A 21,182-nucleotide genomic window follows, 5' to 3' on the forward strand; every position below is an offset into this window, starting at 1 on the left:
TCCATGAACATTTACCTGTACCAGATAGCGCGTAACGTCGAAACCGGCTTCATGGCATTGCCTCGCGGCGACAGCGAAGAATGGGGCGACTATGCCGCCATTCGCGCCTACTTGATGAGCGAAGCAGTCGACGAAGAAGCCCTGTACGGTTTTGTCTCTGCCGACTTCGTGCAAAAGACAGGTCTGGGCGCAGAGCAGATCGCAGGTTTCGTCGATCAGAATCCGGACCGTGACGCCTATCTTTTTTTCCCGTTCACCCGCGATGCAGCCTGCTTCCTGAACGTGTTTGAAGAGGGCGAGTTCCGTCATCCGGGCCTGCAGCAACTGGCTCAGGACTATCTGGAAGCAGTGGGTTTGTCGCTGGACTTACGTGAATTCGTCACCGATTTTCGTGCTGTGGCGCATACCGGTTACATCGTCGCAAAGCCGGTGTTCTGGAAGACATGGTTCGATCTGGCGGAGAAAGTGTTTGAGCTTGCGTCGTCCGACGATGCGCTGTCGACCCGGCTCAATGCGCCATCTGCCGGCACACCGCCGGCAACGATGAAAGCGCTGCTGACGGAGCGTATCGCTTCGCTGGTGCTGGCGCTGGATCAGCAATTGCGCATCGCCGTATTCGACCATACGAAATTGCCGTTGTCCGATCTGGGCCTGCTTGCCTATCAGGACAAATTGTCTGAGCTGGACGTCATGAAGCGCGACTATCTCGCTACCGGCGACATCGGGCATATCGACAAGTTTCTGGCGCTGCGCAACAGCGTCATGCAATTCGCCAAGCTTGAAAAAGCATTGATGCAGAATCAGGCAGCGTCGTCAGCAGTTGCCGGTGGACGCGATACGGAACTGGTCTACGGATGCATCACTCACGTTGAGTTGCCGATCCGTTTCCCCGATTTCGTCACGCCGATCTACCTTGGTGAATCGCAGGCGGCAGGGCGTCTCAATCTGCGCGATCTGGCGCCGAAATGGGTGCCTTATCATCCGATCGTCGGCGGCATGGTAGGTAACTTTGCCTTGCGTAATCACATTCTCAAAAACTATCCAAATGTCAAACGCATCGGCGTCTGCATGTATCGGAAATTCATCTCGCGCGATCGCATCAGCGGCGTGCCTGCGGAAGACAACTGGATGATGGACGTGGTGTCGGACAAGGACCTTGCCCGGCAGAGCTTCGACAGCATGCTTGATCCCGGCGCAAGCGATCTGCTGGTCGGCAAGACTTGTGGTTTTCTCTCGGATGGCCAGAGTGCCGGCTACCTGAAGCACTATGCCAGCGCGCATCACGTGGAAGACATGCTGCGTTTTGCTGCGGAAGCGGTCGAACTGGGCGTCTTGCACAGCAAGGAAGTGGAACTCTTTTTTGACGAGCGCGTGTTCTTCATGGGAGGTGTCGAACTGGGCGTGTTCCCGGCCGACTTCTGGCTCAAGAGCATTGCCGATATCGAGGCGGTGGCATGGGCTTGCGTGCAGCGCTATCAGGTCAAGCGCGAGGGATATCAGTCGCGTGCCTGGGCGTTCTGCGCCGAGCGTCTTGGCAGCTATTTGCTGGTGCGCTATCTGCGATCGATTTGCGGTGGCGACAATTTCGAGCAGTTCACGGGGCAACTGAACCTGATCACGCGAGGCGATCAGACCTTGTACGTGCCGAGCAACTGATGTTCTCTATCCTGCCGGGCGATTCTTCCGGCAGGAATCCTTTTTCTCTCTTCTTTGTTAAACCAGCTTGCGTCCGTCAGCCAGGCTGTATTCACGCACGATTTCATCGAGGCAGGCGGCGACGTCGGTTTGCCATTGCGGCATGGTCACACCGAAGGTCGACGCCAGTCTGGCGCCGGACAAGCGAGAGTTTTTCGGGCGATGCGGCGGCACCGGGTAGGTGCTGGACGGCACCGGTGTAATGACGCCGGCGCCACCGACCTTTACAGGCACCTGCAAAGCTTGCAAGCGGTCGACGATGAACGATGCATAGCCATGCCACGAGGTTTCACCCGCAGCCGTGAGGTTGTAGATGCCGCTGGTGCGGCGCAGATGATCGAGGTCGATCTGCTTGCCGGACGTGGTCTGCTGATTGACCAGCAAGCGCCGCGTGACCTCGCTGATAGTCTTTGACCATGTCGGCGCGCCGAACTGGTCGCCGACGATGGTGAATTTTTCCTGTTCCTGTGCAAGGCGAATCACAGTTTTGAGGAAGTTGCCGCCGCCGACGCTGTAGACCCAACTGGTGCGCAGGATCCAGTACGCTTCGCAGTGATGCGCAATCGCTTCTTCGCCGGCGCATTTGCTCTGGCCGTAGACATTGATAGGATGCGTCGGCGCCGTCTCGTCGTAAGGCTTATCCAGGGTGCCGTCGAAAACATAGTCAGTCGAGTAATGCACCATCGGCGCACCAAGCCGCTGCGCCTCTTCCGCGATCACGCCGGGCGCCTCGCCGTTGATGCGCATGGCCAGCTCCGGCTCGCTCTCGGCCTTGACCACTGCGGTGTAGGCGGCCGGATTGACGATCAGGCCGGGACGCGTGGCGCGGATGGCATCGCGAATCTGATCGAGATCGGACAGATCCATTTGCTGGCGCGAGAACGAAACAATCTCGCCCAGGCCTTTCAGGCTCTGCGCCAACTCATTGCCGATCTGGCCGCTCTGGCCGGTGAGCAGAATTTTCATGCGAATACCTCGGCGTCTGCCAGTAGTGTGCCGTTGACGTCCTTGGCGGACAGGACGGGCTGGGATTGAATATCCCAGTCAATGCCAATGGCCGGATCGTTCCAGAGGATGCTGCGTTCGTATTCCGGCATCCAGTAGTCGGTAGTTTTGTAGAGAAATTCGGCGTACTCGCTACGGACCACAAAGCCGTGCGCGAAGCCGGGAGGGACCCACAGCTGGCGCTTATTTTCTGCGGAGAGAATGACGCCGACCCAGCGGCCAAACGTCGGCGACGATTTGCGGATGTCCACGGCAATGTCCAGTACCTCGCCCGAACTCACGCGCACCAGCTTTCCCTGCGGATGCTGAATCTGATAATGCAGGCCACGCAGTACATTGCGAGCGGATCTGGAGTGATTGTCCTGTACGAAAATGTCGGCGACGCCGCTCAACTCCTGAAACCGGCGCGCATTGAAACTTTCGAAAAAGAAGCCGCGCTCATCGCCGAATACTTTCGGCTCGACGATCAGAACATCGGGAAGCACCGTGGGAATGATCTGCATGAGGATAAGTAAGCCGGGTTAATAGCTCAGGTCGGTCAGGAGGCGCATCAGATACTGGCCGTAAGCATTCTTCTTTAACGGCGCAGCGAGCCTCTCTACCTGAGCAGCATCGATGTACCCGCGGCGATAGGCGATTTCTTCGGGGCAGGCGATCTTGAGCCCCTGGCGCTTTTCAATCGTTGCGATGAACTGGCCGGCTTCGAGCAAGGACTCGTGCGTACCGGTGTCGAGCCAGGCAATTCCGCGCCCCATCAGTTCCACCTGCAGCTGGTCACGCTGCAGATAGGTGTTGTTGACGTCGGTGATTTCCAATTCGCCACGTGCCGATGGCTTGATGCTGTCGGCAATATCGCACACCTGGTTGTCGTAGAAATACAAACCGGTCACCGCGTAATTCGATTTCGGTTGCAATGGCTTTTCCACGATGCTGACAGCGCGCCGGTTCTGATCGAACTCGACCACGCCATATCGTTCGGGGTCATTGACGTGGTAGGCAAAGATGGTGGCGCCATCCGGTGTCGCCGATGCCGCACGCAGTTGGGTTTCAAACTCGCGGCCGTAAAAAATATTGTCGCCGAGGATCAATGCCGAAGGGGCATTGTCGATGAAGCTGCGGCCGATGATGAAGGCTTGCGCCAGGCCATCCGGCGATGGTTGCATCGCATAACTGAGATTGAGTCCCCATTGCGATCCGTCGCCGAGCAACTCCGTAAAACGCGGCGTATCCTGCGGCGTCGAGATGATCAGGATGTCCCGGATGCCGGCCAGCATCAGGCTGGTCAGCGGGTAGTACACCATGGGTTTGTCGTAGATCGGCATGAGCTGCTTCGACATCACCGTGGTTGCAGGATACAGGCGCGTACCGGATCCGCCTGCCAGGATGATGCCCTTGCGTTCCGGCGTCATGCGATTGTTGGTGTTCATTCTTCCTCCTCGGCGCCGTAGTGCAGTTCCAGCCATTTCAGATAGCCGCCGGTACGGATGTTGGTGACCCAATGCGGATGATCGAGATACCAGCGCACCGTTTTGGCGATGCCGGTCTCAAAGGTTTCGACAGGCCTCCAGCCCAGTTCGCGCTCCAGTTTGCGGGCGTCGATGGCGTAGCGGCGATCATGGCCGGGGCGGTCCTGTACGAAAGTGATCTGATCACGATAGCTGCCGCTTGCTTTTGGCCTTTGCTGATCGAGGATATCGCACAAGGTATGGACGACGTCGAGGTTGGCTTTTTCATTCCAGCCGCCGATGTTGTAGGTTTCGCCGATCTTGCCGCGCGCCAGCACCTGGCGGATCGCCGTGCAGTGATCGCTGACGAACAGCCAGTCGCGGATTTGCTGACCGTCGCCGTAGATCGGCAGCGGCTTGCCGTCGAGTGCGTTGAGGATGACCAGCGGGATCAGCTTTTCGGGAAAATGATACGGACCGTAATTGTTGGAGCAGTTGGTGGTCAGCGTCGGCAGACCGTAGGTGTGATGATAAGCGCGGACCAGATGATCCGAGGCCGCTTTGGAAGCGGAATACGGACTGTTGGGTGCGTAAGGCGTGGTTTCGCTGAACGGAGGATCGTTCGGTCCGAGGGTGCCGTAGACTTCATCGGTCGACACGTGCAGGAAGCGGAAGGCGGACTTGCTCTCGCCATCCAGCGCAGACCAGTAAGCCCGCGCGGCTTCCAGCAGACTGAAGGTGCCGTTGACGTTGGTATGGATGAATTCGCCGGGACTGTGAATTGAACGGTCGACGTGGCTTTCTGCTGCAAAATGGATGATCGCGCGCGGCTGATGCTGTTCGAATAGTCGGGCGATTTTCTCGCGATCGGCAATGTCGGCCTGCACGAAGTGATAGCGTTCGTCGCCATCGAGGCTGGTCAGGTTGTATGGATTGCCGGCATACGTCAGTTTGTCGATATTGAGGACGTGTTCATCCTGCCCCGCCAGGAAGTCGAGGATGAAATTGCTGCCGATGAAACCGGCGCCGCCCGTCACAAATATCATGGCTTGATCCGTCTCTTATTCGTCTTGTCCATGCCTGCAAATATCACACGCGAAAACCGTTGGGATTACTCATTTGCCAGCGCCAGCTATCTGCGCACATGGTTTCCAGCGAACGTGTCGCTTCCCAGTTCAGCAAGGATTTCGCCAGCGTCACGTCGGCATAATAGGTCGACAGATCGCCGGGACGGCGCGGTTCGATGGTATAGGGAATGTTCTTGCCGCTGGCTTTCTCGAAGGCCTTGACGACATCCAGCACGCTATGACCCTGGCCGCTGCCAAGGTTGAGAGCGAAACATTGCGGTTGCTGAAGGTATTGCAGCGCCTTGACGTGGCCGATCGCCAGATCTTGCACGTGGATGTAGTCGCGTACGCCGGTGCCGTCGGGCGTATCGTAGTCGCCGCCCCAGATGCTGAGTTTTTCACGCTTGCCGATGGCCACTTGCGTGACGAAGGGCATCAGATTGTTGGGTGTGCCTTGAGGATCTTCGCCGATCAGCCCGCTTTCATGGGCGCCGACCGGATTGAAGTAACGCAGCAGCGCAATGCGCGTATCAGGCTGGGCGACATGCAGGTCGCGCAGGATGTCTTCAACCATGAGCTTGCATCGACCATACGGGCTGGTGGATGACAGCGGATGGTCTTCCCGGTAAGGCAAAAACTGCGGGATGCCGTAGACCGTTGCTGATGAACTGAAGACCATGGTTTTCACGCCGGTGGCTTGCATCGCCTCCAGCAAACGCACGGTACCGACAACATTATTGTCGTAGTACTCCAGCGGTTTGGCGACAGACTCGCCGACCGCTTTCAGTCCGGCAAAATGGATGACGGCGTCGCATTGGTATTGACGCAGCGCTTGCTCCAGCGCTGCGCGGTCGCGGATGTCGCCTTCCACTAGTGTTAGCGTCTTGCCAGTGATTTTTTCGACGCGCCGGGAGGCTTCCGGGAAACTGTTGCAGAAGTTGTCGAAAACCACAACGCGGTGTCCGGCGTTAAGCAACTCTACGCAAGTATGTGAACCGATATAACCTGCGCCGCCTGTGACGAGAATATTCATCTTGATTCCGACCTGATTGGTATAGCCCGGAATTATGTCAGATTCTGGTAGAACTCAATCTGGCTTTCGCTCAGGTCGCGCATGTCTTCGTTGTTGATATAGCCGCCGTACCACTGAGCCGTCAATTCCAGCGCGGTGTAGAGCTCCATTTTCGGAATCCAGTCGAGTCGCTGGCGTGCCTTGGAAATATCCAGGCGCAGGAAAGCGGCTTCATGCGGTGCATTGGCCTGGCTTTCCAGGCGCACTTCAACCGGAGCCACATCATTCTTTTGCAGTGAATGATTGAAGGTTGCGCATAACTGGCTGACGGTTTGCAGGTCGGTATCGGCCGGGCCGAAATTCCAGCCTTCGGCAAATTGCTGGCCGGATTCGAACAGGCGCTGGGCAACGCTCAGATAACCAGACAGTGGTTCCAGCACGAACTGCCACGGACGGATCGCGTGCGGGTTGCGGATGCTGACCGGTTCTTCTTTTTCCAGCGCACGAATGAAATCGGGGATCAGGCGGTCATTGGCGAAATCACCGCCGCCGATGACGTTGCCGGCACGCACGCTGGCGATCGCGGCCTGCGATTCTTTGCCGTGCTGGAAATACGAGCGGCGATACGCCGAGGTCACCAGTTCTGCCGCACCCTTGCTGCTGCTGTAGGGATCATGGCCACCCATCGGGTCGTCTTCGCGATAACCCCACAGCCATTCGCGGTTTTCATAGCATTTGTCGCTGGTCACTACCACGACCGAGCGCACGCTCGGGGTCTGGCGCACGGCTTCGAGCACATGCGCGGTGCCCATGACATTGATGGCGAAAGTATCGATCGGCGAGTTATAGGAGTCGCGTACCAGCGGTTGCGCCGCCAGGTGAAAGACGACGTCGGGCTGAACGGCCGCCATGGTCTCGCTCAGGTGTTTCAGGTCGCGCACGTCGCCAGTGGTGGTTTGTACGCAATTCTGGATGCGAGCCAGATGGAACAGGCTCGGATTAGTCGGCGCCGGCAGCGAATAGCCATAGACCTTGGCGCCCCAGCGGTGCAGCCATAATGTCAGCCAGCTACCTTTGAAGCCGGTGTGACCGGTAATGAAGACGCGCTTGTCGCGCCAGAATTGTGCTGCCATCAAACTTCCTCATGCACGAAATAAGCAGTGTCGGGCATGTGCAGAGGTGTGGATGCTATCCATCACGGTGGAGAAAGCGATGCTCATCATGCTTTCTTTTCTGAGGTTGGTACCCCAGCCCCCTGCGGCTGTCGCGACTTTCTTGATTTGAGTGGTATCGTCGTCCGGGTACGCGTTTCAGGAAACTTACGCGAATTACGTATCCGACGAGCAAATTAAATCATGATGCTCAGTCGCTTCAAGCGATGATCAGGAGGGTATTTGGCATCTAATCCGTGCGACTATCTGCTTTGTAAATTTTATTTACAGGTGTCGCCCAAAAAAAAGCACGCGGGCTTAGCCCGCGTGGATTTGCAAGCTGCACTTGATCGGCGTCAGTCGGCCGGATGCAGCGAGATGACATTCTGCGCAGTAGGGTTGCTCGTAGCGCAAGGGTCTTCGTCGAAAGCGATATCGCCATCCGCATCGGCGACGCCGGTGGCTTTCAGATTGGCAAAATCAAACAGATTCCTGTCCATCAGATGCGATGGCGCCACGGTCGACAGCGAGGCAAAGATATTGTCTACGCGGCCCGGGAATTTCTTTTCCCACTCACGCATCAAGCCCTTGATCTGCTTGCGTTGCAGGTTTTCCTGGCTGCCGCACAGGTCGCAAGGAATGATGGGGAATTCTTTGACTTCCGCGTAGCGCGTGAGGTCGGCCTCTTTCACATACGCCAGCGGACGGATGACGATTTGCTTGCCGTCATCGGATTGCAGTTTGGGCGGCATGCCCTTGAGTTTGCCGCCGAAGAACATGTTCAGGAAGAAGGTTTCCAAAATGTCGTCGCGATGATGCCCCAGGGCAATTTTTGTCGCGCCGAGTTCTGTTGCAACGCGGTAGAGAATGCCGCGACGCAGGCGTGAGCACAACGCGCAGGTGGTCTTGCCTTCCGGCACCACACGCTTGACGATGCTGTAAGTGTCCTGGTTCTCGATGTGATACGCCACGCCCAGTTTTTCCAGATAGGCCGGCAATATGTCGGCAGGGAAATTCGGCTGCTTCTGATCCAGATTGACGGCGATGATGTCGAAGTGGATCGGTGCACGTTCGCGCAGGGTCAGCAGGATGTCGAGCAGAGCGTAACTATCCTTGCCGCCGGACAGGCAGACCATGATCTTGTCGCCGTCTTCGATCATGTTGTAGTCGCCAATGGCCTGGCCGGTCAGGCGGCACAGGCGCTTGTGCAGCTTGTTGTTCTCATAGGCGATTTTTTCAGCCTGTTTGACAGAGGGCGCAGCGGCGTCGGTTGCGGAGGCCGTTGCCTCCGGGGCGACCGAAGTGTCTTCGGCGAGTTTTGCGTGGTCGAGCAGATCGTTCATCTTGGGTCCTGCAAATAAGGTAATCAGTTTGCTTCTTTAATGCGGAAAACTTCCACACCGACGGAATCGCAGTCCGGATAAACATCAGGTTTCTCTGTGGAAACACGAACGGCGCGCACTTTAGGATGCGCGAGCATCGCCTTGATGACGTCGTCGCACAAGGTTTCCTGCAAATGGATGTGGCCCTGCGCCATGCGCTTGGCGATAGTGCTGCGGATGAAGTCGTAGTCGACGACTTCGTTTAATTGATCGTGTTCTGGGGTCGACATCGCCAGCGGGATGAACAGATCGACGTTGACCAGGATGCGTTGCTCACCCTTCTTTTCGAATTCGTGCACGCCGATGTTGATCAGCACTTCATAGTTGCGCAGAAATAAGCGGCGGCAATCGTTTAAGGCTGGATGATAGAGAGAGAACATAATTTCCGAAAAGAAAGGTAAAGACCGGTTTGCCGGTCCGTGCAAAATAAATGGGCAGCGTGTCGGGCTATTTAGCCAGGAACATCACATCGCGCTGCAGCGGTATCAGATGCTGGCCGCCATCCACCAGAATTGTCGTGCCGGTAATGGCCGGTGAGGCAGCGACGAAGCAGACCGTGGCGGCAACATCTTCCGGCGTGCTGCTCTTGCCCAGAGGCGTGACGCGATGGGCTTTTTCAAACTCTGCCGCACTCTGGTCGCCCGACACCATGGTGATGCCCGGTGCGACGCCGACCACGCGAACGCGTGGCGCCAGCGCCTGCGCCAGCAAGGTGGTCGCGCTTTGCAGCGCCGCCTTGGATAAGGTGTAGGACAGGAAATCGGGATTGGGATTGTACAGCTTCTGGTCCAGCAGGTTCACCACCACTGCTTGCCGGTCGGCGGGCGTGGCCTCATACAGGGCTTGCGCCAGCAGCACCGGTGCCGCGACGTTGGCGCGCATGTGCAGGTCGAGCGTCGCCATGGTAAAGCTGTCGGCCTGGTCGTTGCGGAACAGGGACGCGTTGTTCACCACGCAGGCCACCGGACCCAGTTGCGCTGCCTGAGCGATCAGCGAGCGCACCCCGGCTTCATTCGCCAGTTCGCATTGCAGCGCAACGGCGCGACGGCCAAGGGCAGTGATTTCATCGACCACCGCCAGCGCTTCATCGCGCGACTGGCCGTAATGCACGGCGATATCCCAGCCGTCGCGCGCCAGCGCGAGCGCGATCACGCGGCCGATGCGCTTGGCGGCGCCGGTGACGAGTGCGACTTGCTGGCGTGAGGGAGTCATGGCATTCATATCATCAGAAACAGAGGGGAGCCGGGTTATCCGGTCCGCCAATCCGTTGGCAAATCGTTCAGTAAATTCAGGCGAAGGCGGTCGGACCGGCCCGTATCAGGCAGATGGCAACATGGGCAATTGAGCAAGGCCGCTGCGTATTTCAAATACAATACTGCCCATGCACCTGCAATTACCCGAACCATCCGCCGACGCGCTTGCCGCTTCCCGCTCCCTCCAGCATCTGATCGCCGGCGAAATCCGGCGCAGCGATGGCTGGATTTCGTTTGCCCGCTACATGGAGCTGGTGTTGTACGCGCCCGGACTGGGTTATTACAGCGGCGGTGCGACGAAATTGGGTAAAGAGGGGGATTTTACAACCGCGCCGGAAATTTCGCCGCTTTTCGGCGCAACTTTGGCGCATTTGGCGACAGAGTTGTTCGAGCAGACCGATGCCGCCATCATGGAGTTCGGCGCCGGCACCGGCAAACTGGCGTTTGACATCCTGAGCGAATTGCGCGATGCGGGCCGCCTGCCGACCAATTATTTCATTGTTGAGATTTCGACACAGTTGCGTGCGCGACAACAAGAGACGCTGCGCGATTTCCCGCAAGTGCATTGGCTCGACCGCCTGCCGGCATCATTTTCCGGCGTGGTGATCGGCAATGAAGTGCTCGACGCCATGCCGGTGCAACTGGTGGTGCATGGCGAACATGGCTGGCTGGAGCGCGGCGTGGCGCTGGATGCCGCCGGCGCTTTTATTTATGCCGACCGTCCTTGCGGCGAGATACTGGTGGCGCAGATCCCGGACGCCGACGAACTGGGCAAGGGATACCTGACGGAAGTGCATCCCATCGCCGTCGGTTTCATGCAATCGCTGGGCGCAATGTTGCAAAACGGAAAGGGCGCCGCGTTGCTGTTCGACTATGGATTCCCGGCGCACGAATATTATCTTCACGAGCGCGGCCAGGGCACGCTGATGTGCCACTACCGCCATCATTCTCATCCCGATCCATTCTATTTGCCGGGTTTGCAGGACGTGACCGCGCACGTTGACTTCACCGCGATGGCAAAGGCGGCCATCGATGGCGGTCTGGATGTGCTTGGCTACACTAGCCAGGCGGCATTTTTGCTCGGCGCCGGCATCGGCGATTTGTTGTTGCGCACTTCGCCGGAACAAAGCCGCGCGTATCTGCCGCAATCCAACGCCGTGCAAAAACTGATTTCTCCGGCCGAGATGGGCGAGTTGTTCAAGGTACTCGCGGTCGGAAAAAATATTGACTGGCCGGAGCGTCTGCATGCCCACGACCGGACGCATCGTCTGTAAACAGAACAAGCACAACAACAAAAGAGTCCGCACATGATTCGCTGGGTCGTCGTTATTTTTCTCGCCGTGATTATCTTTTCCAGTCTGCTGCCCTGGCTGGAAAAACTCGGCATCGGCCGCCTTCCCGGCGATCTGCGTTTCAGGTTGTTCGGCCGCGTGTTTTCATTGCCGTTCGCATCGACCATCCTGATCTCGCTGGTGGTGTTTTTGCTGGCGCGCTTCCTCTAGGACACCGACATGCGCATCCTGCTGGTCGAAGACGATCTGATGGTGGGGGAAGCGGTGCGCAAGGGTTTGCGCCAGGATGGTTTTGCCGTCGATTGGGTGCAGGACGGCAGGGCCGCTGAACTGGCGCTGGAGCAAGAGGAATATGCGCTGGTCCTGCTCGATCTCGGGCTGCCGCAAAAGAACGGTCTGGCGGTGCTGCAAACCTTGCGCGCCGACGGGAACCGCATTCCGGTCCTGATCACCACCGCGCGCGACGCCGTGGCCGATCGCGTCGCCGGGCTGGATGCCGGCGCCGACGACTACCTGATCAAACCTTACGACCTCGAAGAACTTTCTGCGCGCATGCGTGCCTTACTGCGCAGGCAGTCGGGCCGCGCCGACAGCCTGATCCAGGTGCGCGAAGTGACGCTGAATCCGGCCACACGTGAAGTGTTTTTGCAGGGCCAGCCGGTGAATCTGTCGGCACGTGAATTCACTTTGTTGCGCGCTTTTCTGGATCGTCCGGGCGTTGTCTTGTCGCGCGCACAACTGGAAGAAAAATTGTACGGCTGGGAAGATAGCATCGACAGCAATGCCGTCGAAGTACACATCCACGCTTTGCGCAAGAAGCTTGGCAGCGACTTTATCAAGAACGTGCGCGGCATCGGTTATCTGATTCCTAAATAAATTCAATGAATTCGATTCGACGACAACTTTTGCTATGGCTCGCGGTCGGTTTGAGTGGCGGCATCCTGCTGGCCGGCATCGTGCTGTACTTTCAGGCCCGCGATGAGGCCAACGACATCTTTGACTACCAGATGCGCCAGATCGCCGCATCGCTGCCGCGCCAGGCTTTCGCGCCGATTGCGCCGGGACAGGATCTGCCCGGTCTCGATGACGAAATCATGATGCAGATCTGGGACAGCACCGGCACCGTTATCTATCACTCGCACTCGCGCAGCGTCATGCCGCAGCAGGCGGAACTTGGCTTTATCGATGTGCCGGGGCCGGGCGGCATGTGGCGCGTCTACAGTGCGCAAATCGGCAGCACCGTGGTACAGGTATCGCAACCGCAGAGCGCGCGCAAGGAAGTCGCTGCACAGATGGCCGTGAAGACGGTGATGCCTTTGTTGTTGCTGTTTCCTTTCCTCGGTGCGTTGATCTGGGTAGCGGTCGGACATGGACTGGCGTCGGTGCGCCGCGCCGCGGCCGATGTGCAGTTGCGCGACATGAACACGCTGGCGCCGATAGCCGATCAAAGCCTGCCGCAGGAAATCCGTCCGCTCACGCAGGCATTCAACGATTTGCTCGACCGCCTGCAGCAAGCCATGCAGGCGCAGCGCGCTTTCGTTGCCGATGCTGCGCATGAGTTGCGCACGCCGTTGACGGCTTTGCGTTTGCAGGCGCAGCTGGCGGAACGCGCCGACAACGACGAAGAGCGTCGCGCGGCCTTCGCCGATCTGAGAAACGGGCTGGAACGCGCCACGCATCTGGTGCATCAACTGCTCACGCTGGCGCGGCAGGAGCCGGGTGTGCAGGAACATGCGCCGGTCGATCTGGCGGCATTGCTGCGCAGCGTGGTGCTGGATTTATCGCCATTGGCGGAACACAAGAACGTCGATCTGGGCATCACCGGGGAAGCCGCCGGCAGCGTCTCCGGCAACGCCGATGCCTTGCGCATCCTGTTCAGCAATCTGCTGTCGAACGCCGTGCAATATAGCCCGCCGGGCGGCACCGTCGATGTCGGCATGGAGGCGCAGGACAGCAAGCTGACCGTCACAATTCAGGACAGCGGACCGGGGATTCCGGAGAAGGACCTGGCGCGTGTCTTCGATCGTTTCTATCGCGCCGACAACGTGCAATCGGCCGTACTCGGCAGCGGCCTCGGACTCGCCATCGTCAAGCAAATTGCCGATCTGCACGGCGCCACGGTATCGCTGCACAACACCGCCAGGGGGTTACAAGCACAAGTCAGCTTGCACCTCGAATCGGCACGCTGACATCGTCCTCTTGTAACAGTTTGTTTCCTTAAGTCTGTCTTAATTTTCGCGATCTACGATGCATTCCATCGGGTGAGAGGTCACCCATTCTGCAAGGAGTGCTTCCATGAATCGCCGTACCGTCTTTGTTCGCAATACGCTTGCCGTCATGCTGGCCGCTATCGTCGGCGGCAGTTATGTGTACTTCCGCGGCGCCGACCTTCCTGCCGCACAAGCTGCCAATCTGCCGGTGCAAGCGGCAGCGCCGCTGGCGGCGGCAACGTCTTCGCTGGCGACGCCGACTGACTTCTCCGGCATCGTCGAGCGTGCCGGTCCGGCCGTGGTGAATATCAGCGTCACCGGCAAGGCGAAACCAAGTGCGGATCAGGCCGCCGACGTGGATCCCAACGATCCGTTCTACGAATTCTTCAAGCGCTTCGGGCCGCAGTTCCAGCAGCAACCGCGTGGTCCGCAAATCATGCGCGGTCTGGGTTCAGGCTTCATCATCAATTCCGACGGCTTGATCCTGACCAATGCACACGTGGTCGACGGCGCACAGGAAGTGACAGTCAAGCTGACCGACCGCCGCGAGTTCAAGGCCAAGGTGCTGGGCGTGGACAAGCAGAGCGACATTGCTGTGATCCGCATCGCGGCCAAGGATTTACCGACGGTGCAGATCGGCAATCCGGCGCTGATGAAAGTCGGCGAGCCGGTGCTGGCGATCGGTTCGCCCTATGGTTTCGACAACACCGCAACAGCCGGCATCGTCAGTGCCAAGTCGCGCAGCCTGCCGGACGATAATTATGTGCCGTTCATCCAGACCGACGTTGCGGTCAACCCCGGCAACTCGGGCGGACCTTTGTTCAATCTGAAGGGACAAGTGGTCGGCATCAACTCGCAAATCTACAGCCAGACCGGCGGCTACCAGGGTTTGTCGTTCTCGATCCCTATCGATGTGGCGATGAAAGTGGAACAGCAGTTGGTCCAGCACGGCAAGGTAACGCGCGGTCGTCTCGGCGTGTCGGTGCAGGAAGTCAATCAGGCGCTGGCCGAGTCGTTCGGGATGAAGAAATCTGAAGGTGCGCTGGTGAGCTCGGTAGAGAAGGGCAGTCCTGCCGAGAAGGCCGGCGTGCAACCGGGCGACGTGATTCTGCGCTTCAACAATCAGCCTATCGATCATTCGGTCGACTTGCCGACACTGGTCGCTGATACGGCGCCAGGTTCGACGCAAAAGATGGATGTCATGCGTAACGGCTCGATCAAATCGCTGAGCATCGTCGTGGGCGAGATGAAGGTGGCGAAAGACGCCAGCGGTAAAAACGGCGCCGAGCAGCAGGGGCGTCTGGGTCTGGCAGTGCGTCCGTTGGACAAGGACGAGCAACAGCAGATCGGGGTGCATGGCGGACTGTTGGTGGAAGATGTCAACGGCCCGGCGGCCATTGCCGGCATCCAGAGCGGCGACGTGATCCTGTCGCTCAACGGAAATGCGGTGACCAGCGTCGAACAGTTACGCAGCCTGGTGAGCAAGGCCGGCAAGAGCGTTGCCTTGCTGGTGGAGCGCGGCGACGACAAGATCTTCGTGCCGGTGTACCTGAATTAAGCGGTGTTTCTCGTGGTGTTGTAGGTAGGTGTAGTAAGCAGGTGCAGTAAGCAGGTGTAGTAAATAAGTGAAGTGGGCAGGACGGCCGGACAGATGTTTTGTCCGGCCTTTTTTTATGCCGCGTTCTTTTGCATCAATCCCAGCGATGCTTGTCGCCGCTGGCGATGGCGTCTTTGTCGCTGGCGAACATGGCTTCCAGTTCTTCGCGCGCCTGCACCGCCATCGATACCAGTTGCTGCTGGTCCTTGTAGTGCGGGTACAGTTTGTTGAGCGTCTCGATATTGTGAGCACGGAACTTCATCGCCGCGCGATGCGCGCGGTAGGCACCGAAGTCGAGCTGGCGCAGTACCTGCCTACCCATCTGCAAGGCGCTTTCGAAGGTTTCGCGTTCCAGCACGGTGACGCCGCGGTCCATCAGGTCATACAGATGCGTGACGTTGCGTGCGCGTGCGGCGATCTTCAGATGCGGGAAGGCGCGCTGCACCGCTTCCACCAGTTTCAGACTGGCGGGCGCATCGTCAATGGCGATCAGCAGCAGCCGCGCCTTGTCGGCGCCGGCAGTGCGCAGCAGATCAATGCGCGTGGCATCGCCGTAGAACACCTTGAAGCCGAATTTGCGCAGCGATTCGATCTGGTCCGGATCGTGATCGAGAATCGTCAGGCCGATGCCGTTGGCATGCAACAGGCGGCCGACGATCTGGCCGAAGCGGCCGAAGCCGGCGATGATCACCGGATTATCCTGCGGCTCGATTTCGTCTTCGGCACGTTTTCCTTTGGCTAGCAGGCGCGGCAACAGTACGCGGTCATGCAGCAAGAGCAGCAAAGGCGTGATCACCATCGACAGCGCCACGACCACCACCAGGATCGATGAGATGCGCGGCGTCAGCACTTGCGCGGTGGCGGCAGCGCCGAACACCACGAAGGCGAATTCACCGCCCTGCGACAACAGGAAGGAAAAAAACACCTGCTGGTCGCGCGGAATGCGGAAGGCCTTGGCCAGTCCGAACAGCACTGCGATCTTGATGACGAGGAAGCCGGCGACGAGGCCGAGGATCAGCCAAGGCTGTTCAAGAAAAATACCGAAGTCGACTGACATGCCGACGGCGATGAAGAACAAGCCGAGCAGCAGGCCCTTGAACGGTTCCAGATCGCTTTCCAGCGCGTGGCGATATTCGGAATCGGCCAGCAGCACGCCGGCGAGGAAGGTACCGAGCGCCATCGACATGCCGACCGATTGCATCAGCAGACAAGTCGCGATCACCAGCAGCAGTGCGAAAGCGGTGAAAATTTCGCGCATGTCTGTCTTGGCGATGATGCGCAGAATGGGACGTATCAGGAAACGGCCGCCGAAAATCAGCAGTGCGATCACGGCAACCACCTGTCCGGTGTGCAGCCAGCCTTGTCCGCTCCCTTGCGCCACAGCCACGCCGAGTAGCGGTACCGCCGCCATCATCGGGATCGCGGCGATATCCTGGAACAGCAGAATCGCAAAGCCGGCCGAGCCCGCAGGCGTGGCGGTCAGCTTGCGTTCACCCAGCGTCGCCAGTGCGATCGCGGTGGATGACAGCGACATACCGAGCGCCCCGATCAGCGCCACGCGCCAGTCGATGCCGCCAGCCAGCGCCGCGCCGAACAACGCCAGGCTGACCAGTGCGACTTGCGCCCCGCCCCAGCCGAAGATGCGCTGGCGCAGCGACCACAAGCGTTTCGGATCAAGCTCCAGTCCGATCAGAAACAGCAGCAGCACCACGCCGAACTCGGAGAAATGCAGGATGTCTTCGACCTGGCTGATCAGCCCCAGTCCCCAGGGGCCGATGGCGATGCCGGCGAGCAGGTAGCCGAGTACGGCGCCCAGCCCCAGCTTCTTGGCGATCGGTACGGCGATGACCGCCGCCAGCAGGTAGATCAGCGGATTGAGCAGATGTTGTTCCATGGTGTCGTCGTATCGTTGATCTTGATTGGTAGTCTTGTTGGGCTTGTTTTACGGCTCGGCGGCAGGCCAGTTTGGATAGCTGTCGAGCTGTGCGCGGTAATTGGCGGCATGCATGATCAGCGCCTCCTTGCTCAGATGATGTGCGCCGTGGAGGATGTTCGGTGCCTGCCAGCGCATGCCGCACAGGCGCGCGGTCTGCTGGTAAGGCGGCAGGAAATCGCTGAACGGATGTCCATGGCGACCGCCGGTCTGGTATGCGTCGGCGTCGCCGCCGGTGGTCGCGACCAGCCAGAAGTCTTTTCCATGCAAGGCATCGCCGCCGGGGCCGAAAGCCCATCCGCGTTGCAACACCAGATCGATCCATTCTTTTTGCAGCGCCGGCATGTTGTACCAGTGAATCGGATGGTGCAGCACGACCAGATCCGCCTCATGCAGCTGGGCCTTTTCATATTCCACATCGATATGAAAGTCGGGATAGCACTCATACAAATCATGGACGCGCACTTGCGGCAGGCTGCGGGCCGCTTCGATCATGGTGCGGTTGGCCCAGGAGTGATCACCGCCCGGATGTGCGTAGAGGATAAGAATGCGTGAAGTGGTCATGTAGGAGCATGCCTGAAGATGAAAGAAGTCAGGAGAGATTGGAACATATATTGCTAATGTGCTGTCTGGATTAAAGAGGAGTAATCGTGCAGTAATAAAAATCCGCTGCGCGTGAGACCTGCGTTACGCTCCACCAAGCAGGCATCGCCAAGATGCCCAAATTCAAATCAATGCGCTTATACTTTGCCAATCCTGTTCGCGGGCGTTGCACTTGGTTAGCGCCATTGATTTCAACTCTACATAGCCGCCATGTCCGATATTAGCGATTCCGAAGCCAATCAGTCGAGTTCTCCTCCACCGCCGCGTCAGGGCGCGGCACAGCCTGGCGCACAATCAACGCCGCAGCCTGCGACGCAACAGGCGGGCACGCAGCCGGGGGCGCAGACAGGTGCACAAACGGGGCAACAGCCTCCACAGTCGCCGCCGAATTACCCCTCATTCTCTCCTCCGCCTCTGGAAACGCCCTGGGCCCAAACCTGGAAACTGCTGGCCGCACGTTTCAAGGCGATGTCGGACAAAGCCGGTCGCCGCATCATGCAGCGCACGCTCAAGATCGGTATCTCGGCGCGCATCTTCCACCCGGAAACCGGCGCCAAGGGGTTGCGCGGCAAGACTTTGCAATATCTTGAAGAGTCCATCGCACAGTGGGTGATGTCGCGTGATGTGCTGGTGTTCATGATCCCGACCGTCAATACCAACGGCCTGGTCCATCCCAGCAACATCCGCCTGCGCGATTACGCCAAGCATCTGGACGGTCTGGTGTTGCAAGGCGGCGCCGACGTCTCGCCGCAAAGCTATGCGCAGGCAGCGACCCGCCCCGAATGGAACGGCGACCGCGTGCGCGACATGTACGAGCTTGAGCTGCTGCATGAATTCATCGAAGCCGGCAAGCCGGTGCTGGGCATCTGCCGGGGTTGCCAACTGATCAATGTCGCGTTCGGCGGCACGCTGTATCAGGATATTGCGACCGATGTGCCGACCGCGATTGCGCACGTCAACGATTTGTACGACAGCAACTACCATGAGCTGAGTTTCCCGGCGGGTTCGACGCTGGCCTCGCTGGTGAATACGCAAAGCGCTGTGGTCAACTCCATCCACCATCAGGCCGTCAAAGACCTAGGACGCGATTTATCGGTGGAAGCGGTATCGGGTAACGACAACATCGTCGAGGCGATCCGCTACCGCAAGGCGCCCTTCGTGATGGGTTTGCAGTGGCATCCGGAGTTTCACCGCGCCGGCGGCCCCGAATTGCTGGATTGCATGCCTATTCTCGACAGTTTTCTGCGGACGGCGCGCGAAACCCGCTTCTGAACTTGGCAGAATTGAATGTTTTGAACAGGTTGAGAAACTTATATAGATAGAAGCTATCAAAAAGAGCCTGCGTTGCTGAGTTTTTGCAGGTGTCGTGAGTGAAATCGCAGTCCCCACAGCACGCAGCGTCTTCAACGTAGTCGTACCGGCGTTATTTTTCCGTAACGCCATGCTCTGGATAATGCAGATCACTTGGCCCTTAAGCCGGCCGCATGTCCCGTTTTACCCGCTGAGCATTTAATAAAAGGAGAATTCCCCCATGACAAAATCCGCCTACAAAACAGTGAGAAACGATATGAAAACTCTGGTCAAAGATGCGCAAGAACTGTTCCGTGAAGCTGCCTCGGCCACCGGCGACAAAGCCGACGAACTGCGCAGCAAAGGTTTGACCATGCTGGAGGCCGCTGTTGAAGCTGCCCAGAACGCTCAGGCCGTGGCTATCGAAAAAGGCAAGGAAGTCGCCGCCCGCACCGACGATTACGTCCACGAAAATCCATGGCGCGCCGTGGCGATTTCGGCCGGCGTCGGCTTGCTGGTGGGTCTGGTCATCGGCCGCAGCAAATAAGCGCAGTACGCACCGGAACCGACATGGAGCATAAACAAGAGCAGGCTCAACCGGCCAATCCTGGATTGACGGCCGGATTGCTGGGCATCGCCAGGAATCTTCTTGGTCTGATTATCAACCGTATCGAGCTGGCTTCTCTGGAGCTGTCCGAGATCGGCGGCAATCTGATCAGGTTCCTGACGCTGTTCACGCTCGCAGCGATCGCTTTCTGGTTCGCGGTGGCGTTCTGGACGGTGCTGGTGGTCTACCTTGCCTGGGATTCCTGGGGATGGAAGGTGCTCATTGCGTTTGGCATCTTTTTCACCGTGGTGACCGCCGCCATCATCTGGTACGCCTGCACCATTTTGCGTCAGGGGAAATTATCCCTGCCTGCAACCATGGCCGAACTGCGCAAAGACCGCGACGCGTTGCTATAAAAGGGAAATCATGGCGAACACCGATTGGAAACCCGATGTCCCCCTGGAAGAGCGCAAGCGCAGGCTGCTTGCTGAAGGCGCTTTGTTCCGTATCGGCATCATGGACGGACGCAGCACAGTGCGCGCCAACCTGAATGCCGAATCGCTGGCCAAAGGAGCGCTTAACCGTATCGTCGGTGCAGTATCCTCAACTTTCAGCGGCGCGTTTTCCGGCAAGGGCGGTAGTAATTTGCAATCCTTGTCGCCGCTGCTGATCGGCGGCATTTCTCTGATCTCGAAACGTTATCTGCGCAAGCCGCTTTTATACGGCACTGTCATCAGCGCCGGTGCAGCATTTGCGTATTACCTCACGCGCAGGCAAGACCAGGCGCGTGGCGCAGAAACGACATCCGGCGATCACGATGTCTCTACGCCGGACGGCGAATAAATAATTTATCAGTGTATGACCCAGCGGCGAATGTGATTGTTTGTCGTCAATAAAAGTAAAGAAGAAAGTAGGAAACGAACATGCGTAAATTGACTATTGGTGCATTGGCATTAGCCTTGACTGCGGCCGGCTGCGCCGACATGTCCGCGACTCAGCGCGGCACGGCAACCGGTGCTGGCGTGGGTGCCGGTATCGGCGGTATTCTTGGTGCGGCAACGGGCGGCGGTGGTGGCGGGCGCACCGCAGCAGGTGCGGCAATCGGCGCCGGACTCGGCGCAGTGATCGGCAACGTCTGGTCGACGCGTATGGAAAATCAGAAGCGCGCCATGGAACAGGCTACACAAGGCACCGGCGTGCAGGTCACGCAGACCCAGGACAATCGCCTGAAGCTGGAAATTCCTAGCGATATTTCGTTCAACACCGGGCGCGCCGACATTCAGCCGAACTTCCGCGCCGTCCTGGATAAGTTTGCCGCCACCTTGAACGAAAACCCGGCAACAAATGTGACCATCATCGGCCACACCGACAGTACCGGCAGCGATGCCATCAACAATCCGTTATCGATGGAACGTGCTGCACGCACACGTGACTATCTCACTGCGCGCGGCGTGTCGCCGGGGCGTTTCAACATCGATGGCCGTGGTTCGCACGAGCCGCTGGTGGCGAATACCACGGAGGCCAATCGTGCCAGAAATCGCCGTGTTGAAATTTTCGTCGCAGAGCCGCAACAACGTTGATCTGAATTGATTGCGGATTGAGTCTTTAGGACGATTTTTGCAATCAGCGACAGCAATAAAAAAAGCCCCGCAGTGCGGGGCTTTTTGCTAACTCTTGATTCAAATTCAACCTCGGCGCGA

22 protein-coding genes are annotated in these 21,182 nt (G+C 58.4%); 11 read left to right on the forward strand and 11 right to left on the reverse strand.

Going from position 1 to position 21,182, the window contains the following annotated elements:
• The first annotated feature begins 3 nt into the window (after positions 1-3).
• Positions 4-1,656 (forward strand): hypothetical protein, encoded by a 1,653-nt coding sequence (locus tag AC1RN6_RS07060; protein ID WP_493004151.1) that lies wholly within the window; start codon positions 4-6, stop codon positions 1,654-1,656.
• 57 nt (positions 1,657-1,713) lie between these two features.
• On the opposite strand, the gene rfbD is transcribed toward AC1RN6_RS07060, so the two are convergent.
• The 9 genes from rfbD to AC1RN6_RS07105 all read right to left on the reverse strand — a co-directional run bounded on the left by rfbD (position 1,714) and on the right by AC1RN6_RS07105 (position 9,978).
• Positions 1,714-2,661 carry a dTDP-4-dehydrorhamnose reductase gene (gene rfbD / locus AC1RN6_RS07065; protein WP_493004152.1) on the reverse strand — a complete coding sequence of 316 codons (948 nt, stop codon included), beginning with the start codon at positions 2,659-2,661 and terminating at the stop codon, positions 1,714-1,716.
• Positions 2,658-3,203 (reverse strand): dTDP-4-dehydrorhamnose 3,5-epimerase, encoded by a 546-nt coding sequence (rfbC, locus tag AC1RN6_RS07070; protein ID WP_493004154.1) that lies wholly within the window; start codon positions 3,201-3,203, stop codon positions 2,658-2,660. Before rfbC ends, rfbD begins: the two co-directional genes overlap by 4 nt.
• Positions 3,204-3,221: 18 nt before the next feature.
• A complete protein-coding gene (rfbA, locus tag AC1RN6_RS07075; protein ID WP_493004156.1) occupies positions 3,222-4,127 on the reverse strand; it encodes a glucose-1-phosphate thymidylyltransferase RfbA in 906 nt (301 codons plus the stop codon).
• The gene (gene rfbB / locus AC1RN6_RS07080) at positions 4,124-5,191 is read right to left on the reverse strand and encodes a dTDP-glucose 4,6-dehydratase (RefSeq protein ID WP_493004158.1); all 1,068 of its coding nucleotides are present in this window, start codon (positions 5,189-5,191) and stop codon (positions 4,124-4,126) included. Before rfbB ends, rfbA begins: the two co-directional genes overlap by 4 nt.
• Before the next feature lie 43 nt (positions 5,192-5,234).
• Positions 5,235-6,245 (reverse strand): UDP-glucose 4-epimerase GalE, encoded by a 1,011-nt coding sequence (gene galE, locus AC1RN6_RS07085; protein WP_493004160.1) that lies wholly within the window; start codon positions 6,243-6,245, stop codon positions 5,235-5,237.
• A gap of 32 nt (positions 6,246-6,277) precedes the next feature.
• A complete protein-coding gene (gene rfbG / locus AC1RN6_RS07090) occupies positions 6,278-7,357 on the reverse strand; it encodes a CDP-glucose 4,6-dehydratase (protein WP_493004161.1) in 1,080 nt (359 codons plus the stop codon).
• Between the two features lie 374 nt (positions 7,358-7,731).
• Positions 7,732-8,718, reverse strand: a complete 987-nt coding sequence (gene ttcA / locus AC1RN6_RS07095) for a tRNA 2-thiocytidine(32) synthetase TtcA (RefSeq protein ID WP_493004163.1) — start codon at positions 8,716-8,718, stop codon at positions 7,732-7,734.
• Positions 8,719-8,741: 23 nt separating this feature from the next.
• Complete coding sequence (locus tag AC1RN6_RS07100) at positions 8,742-9,137, reverse strand: dihydroneopterin aldolase (protein WP_493004164.1); 396 nt, start codon at positions 9,135-9,137, stop codon at positions 8,742-8,744.
• A gap of 67 nt (positions 9,138-9,204) precedes the next feature.
• Complete coding sequence (locus tag AC1RN6_RS07105; RefSeq protein ID WP_493004166.1) at positions 9,205-9,978, reverse strand: SDR family oxidoreductase; 774 nt, start codon at positions 9,976-9,978, stop codon at positions 9,205-9,207.
• Positions 9,979-10,138: 160 nt separating this feature from the next.
• On the opposite strand from AC1RN6_RS07105, the gene AC1RN6_RS07110 reads away from it, so the two are divergent.
• The 5 genes from AC1RN6_RS07110 (at position 10,139) to AC1RN6_RS07130 (ending at position 15,070) form a co-directional block, all read left to right on the forward strand.
• Complete coding sequence (locus AC1RN6_RS07110) at positions 10,139-11,284, forward strand: class I SAM-dependent methyltransferase (RefSeq protein WP_493004167.1); 1,146 nt, start codon at positions 10,139-10,141, stop codon at positions 11,282-11,284.
• A 33-nt stretch (positions 11,285-11,317) separates the two neighbouring features.
• The gene (locus tag AC1RN6_RS07115; protein ID WP_493004169.1) at positions 11,318-11,512 is read left to right on the forward strand and encodes a DUF2905 domain-containing protein; all 195 of its coding nucleotides are present in this window, start codon (positions 11,318-11,320) and stop codon (positions 11,510-11,512) included.
• 9 nt (positions 11,513-11,521) lie between these two features.
• A complete protein-coding gene (locus AC1RN6_RS07120) occupies positions 11,522-12,178 on the forward strand; it encodes a response regulator (protein WP_493004171.1) in 657 nt (218 codons plus the stop codon).
• 5 nt (positions 12,179-12,183) lie between these two features.
• Positions 12,184-13,491 (forward strand): sensor histidine kinase, encoded by a 1,308-nt coding sequence (locus AC1RN6_RS07125; protein WP_493004173.1) that lies wholly within the window; start codon positions 12,184-12,186, stop codon positions 13,489-13,491.
• A gap of 106 nt (positions 13,492-13,597) precedes the next feature.
• Positions 13,598-15,070: a DegQ family serine endoprotease gene (locus AC1RN6_RS07130; RefSeq protein WP_493004175.1), complete on the forward strand. Its 1,473-nt coding sequence runs from the start codon at positions 13,598-13,600 to the stop codon at positions 15,068-15,070.
• A gap of 133 nt (positions 15,071-15,203) precedes the next feature.
• On the opposite strand, the gene kefC is transcribed toward AC1RN6_RS07130, so the two are convergent.
• Complete coding sequence (kefC, locus tag AC1RN6_RS07135) at positions 15,204-17,003, reverse strand: glutathione-regulated potassium-efflux system protein KefC (protein ID WP_493004176.1); 1,800 nt, start codon at positions 17,001-17,003, stop codon at positions 15,204-15,206.
• Positions 17,004-17,051: 48 nt separating this feature from the next.
• Positions 17,052-17,606, reverse strand: a complete 555-nt coding sequence (gene kefF, locus AC1RN6_RS07140; protein ID WP_493004178.1) for a glutathione-regulated potassium-efflux system oxidoreductase KefF — start codon at positions 17,604-17,606, stop codon at positions 17,052-17,054.
• Positions 17,607-17,855: 249 nt separating this feature from the next.
• Here kefF and AC1RN6_RS07145 point away from each other — a divergent pair, with 249 nt between their 5' ends.
• The 5 genes from AC1RN6_RS07145 to AC1RN6_RS07165 all read left to right on the forward strand — a co-directional run bounded on the left by AC1RN6_RS07145 (position 17,856) and on the right by AC1RN6_RS07165 (position 21,062).
• Positions 17,856-18,917: a gamma-glutamyl-gamma-aminobutyrate hydrolase family protein gene (locus AC1RN6_RS07145; protein ID WP_493004179.1), complete on the forward strand. Its 1,062-nt coding sequence runs from the start codon at positions 17,856-17,858 to the stop codon at positions 18,915-18,917.
• A gap of 259 nt (positions 18,918-19,176) precedes the next feature.
• Positions 19,177-19,482, forward strand: a complete 306-nt coding sequence (locus tag AC1RN6_RS07150; RefSeq protein ID WP_007883091.1) for an ElaB/YgaM/YqjD family protein — start codon at positions 19,177-19,179, stop codon at positions 19,480-19,482.
• A gap of 23 nt (positions 19,483-19,505) precedes the next feature.
• Positions 19,506-19,898: a phage holin family protein gene (locus AC1RN6_RS07155; protein ID WP_493004182.1), complete on the forward strand. Its 393-nt coding sequence runs from the start codon at positions 19,506-19,508 to the stop codon at positions 19,896-19,898.
• Positions 19,899-19,908: 10 nt separating this feature from the next.
• Positions 19,909-20,325, forward strand: coding sequence for a hypothetical protein (locus AC1RN6_RS07160; protein WP_493004185.1), 417 nt, complete (start codon positions 19,909-19,911; stop codon positions 20,323-20,325).
• 80 nt (positions 20,326-20,405) lie between these two features.
• Positions 20,406-21,062, forward strand: coding sequence for a YiaD family glycine zipper/OmpA-like lipoprotein (locus tag AC1RN6_RS07165; protein WP_493004186.1), 657 nt, complete (start codon positions 20,406-20,408; stop codon positions 21,060-21,062).
• Positions 21,063-21,182: the final 120 nt, after the last annotated feature.

Source organism: Herbaspirillum sp. GW822-FHT03A08, assembly GCF_058801885.1.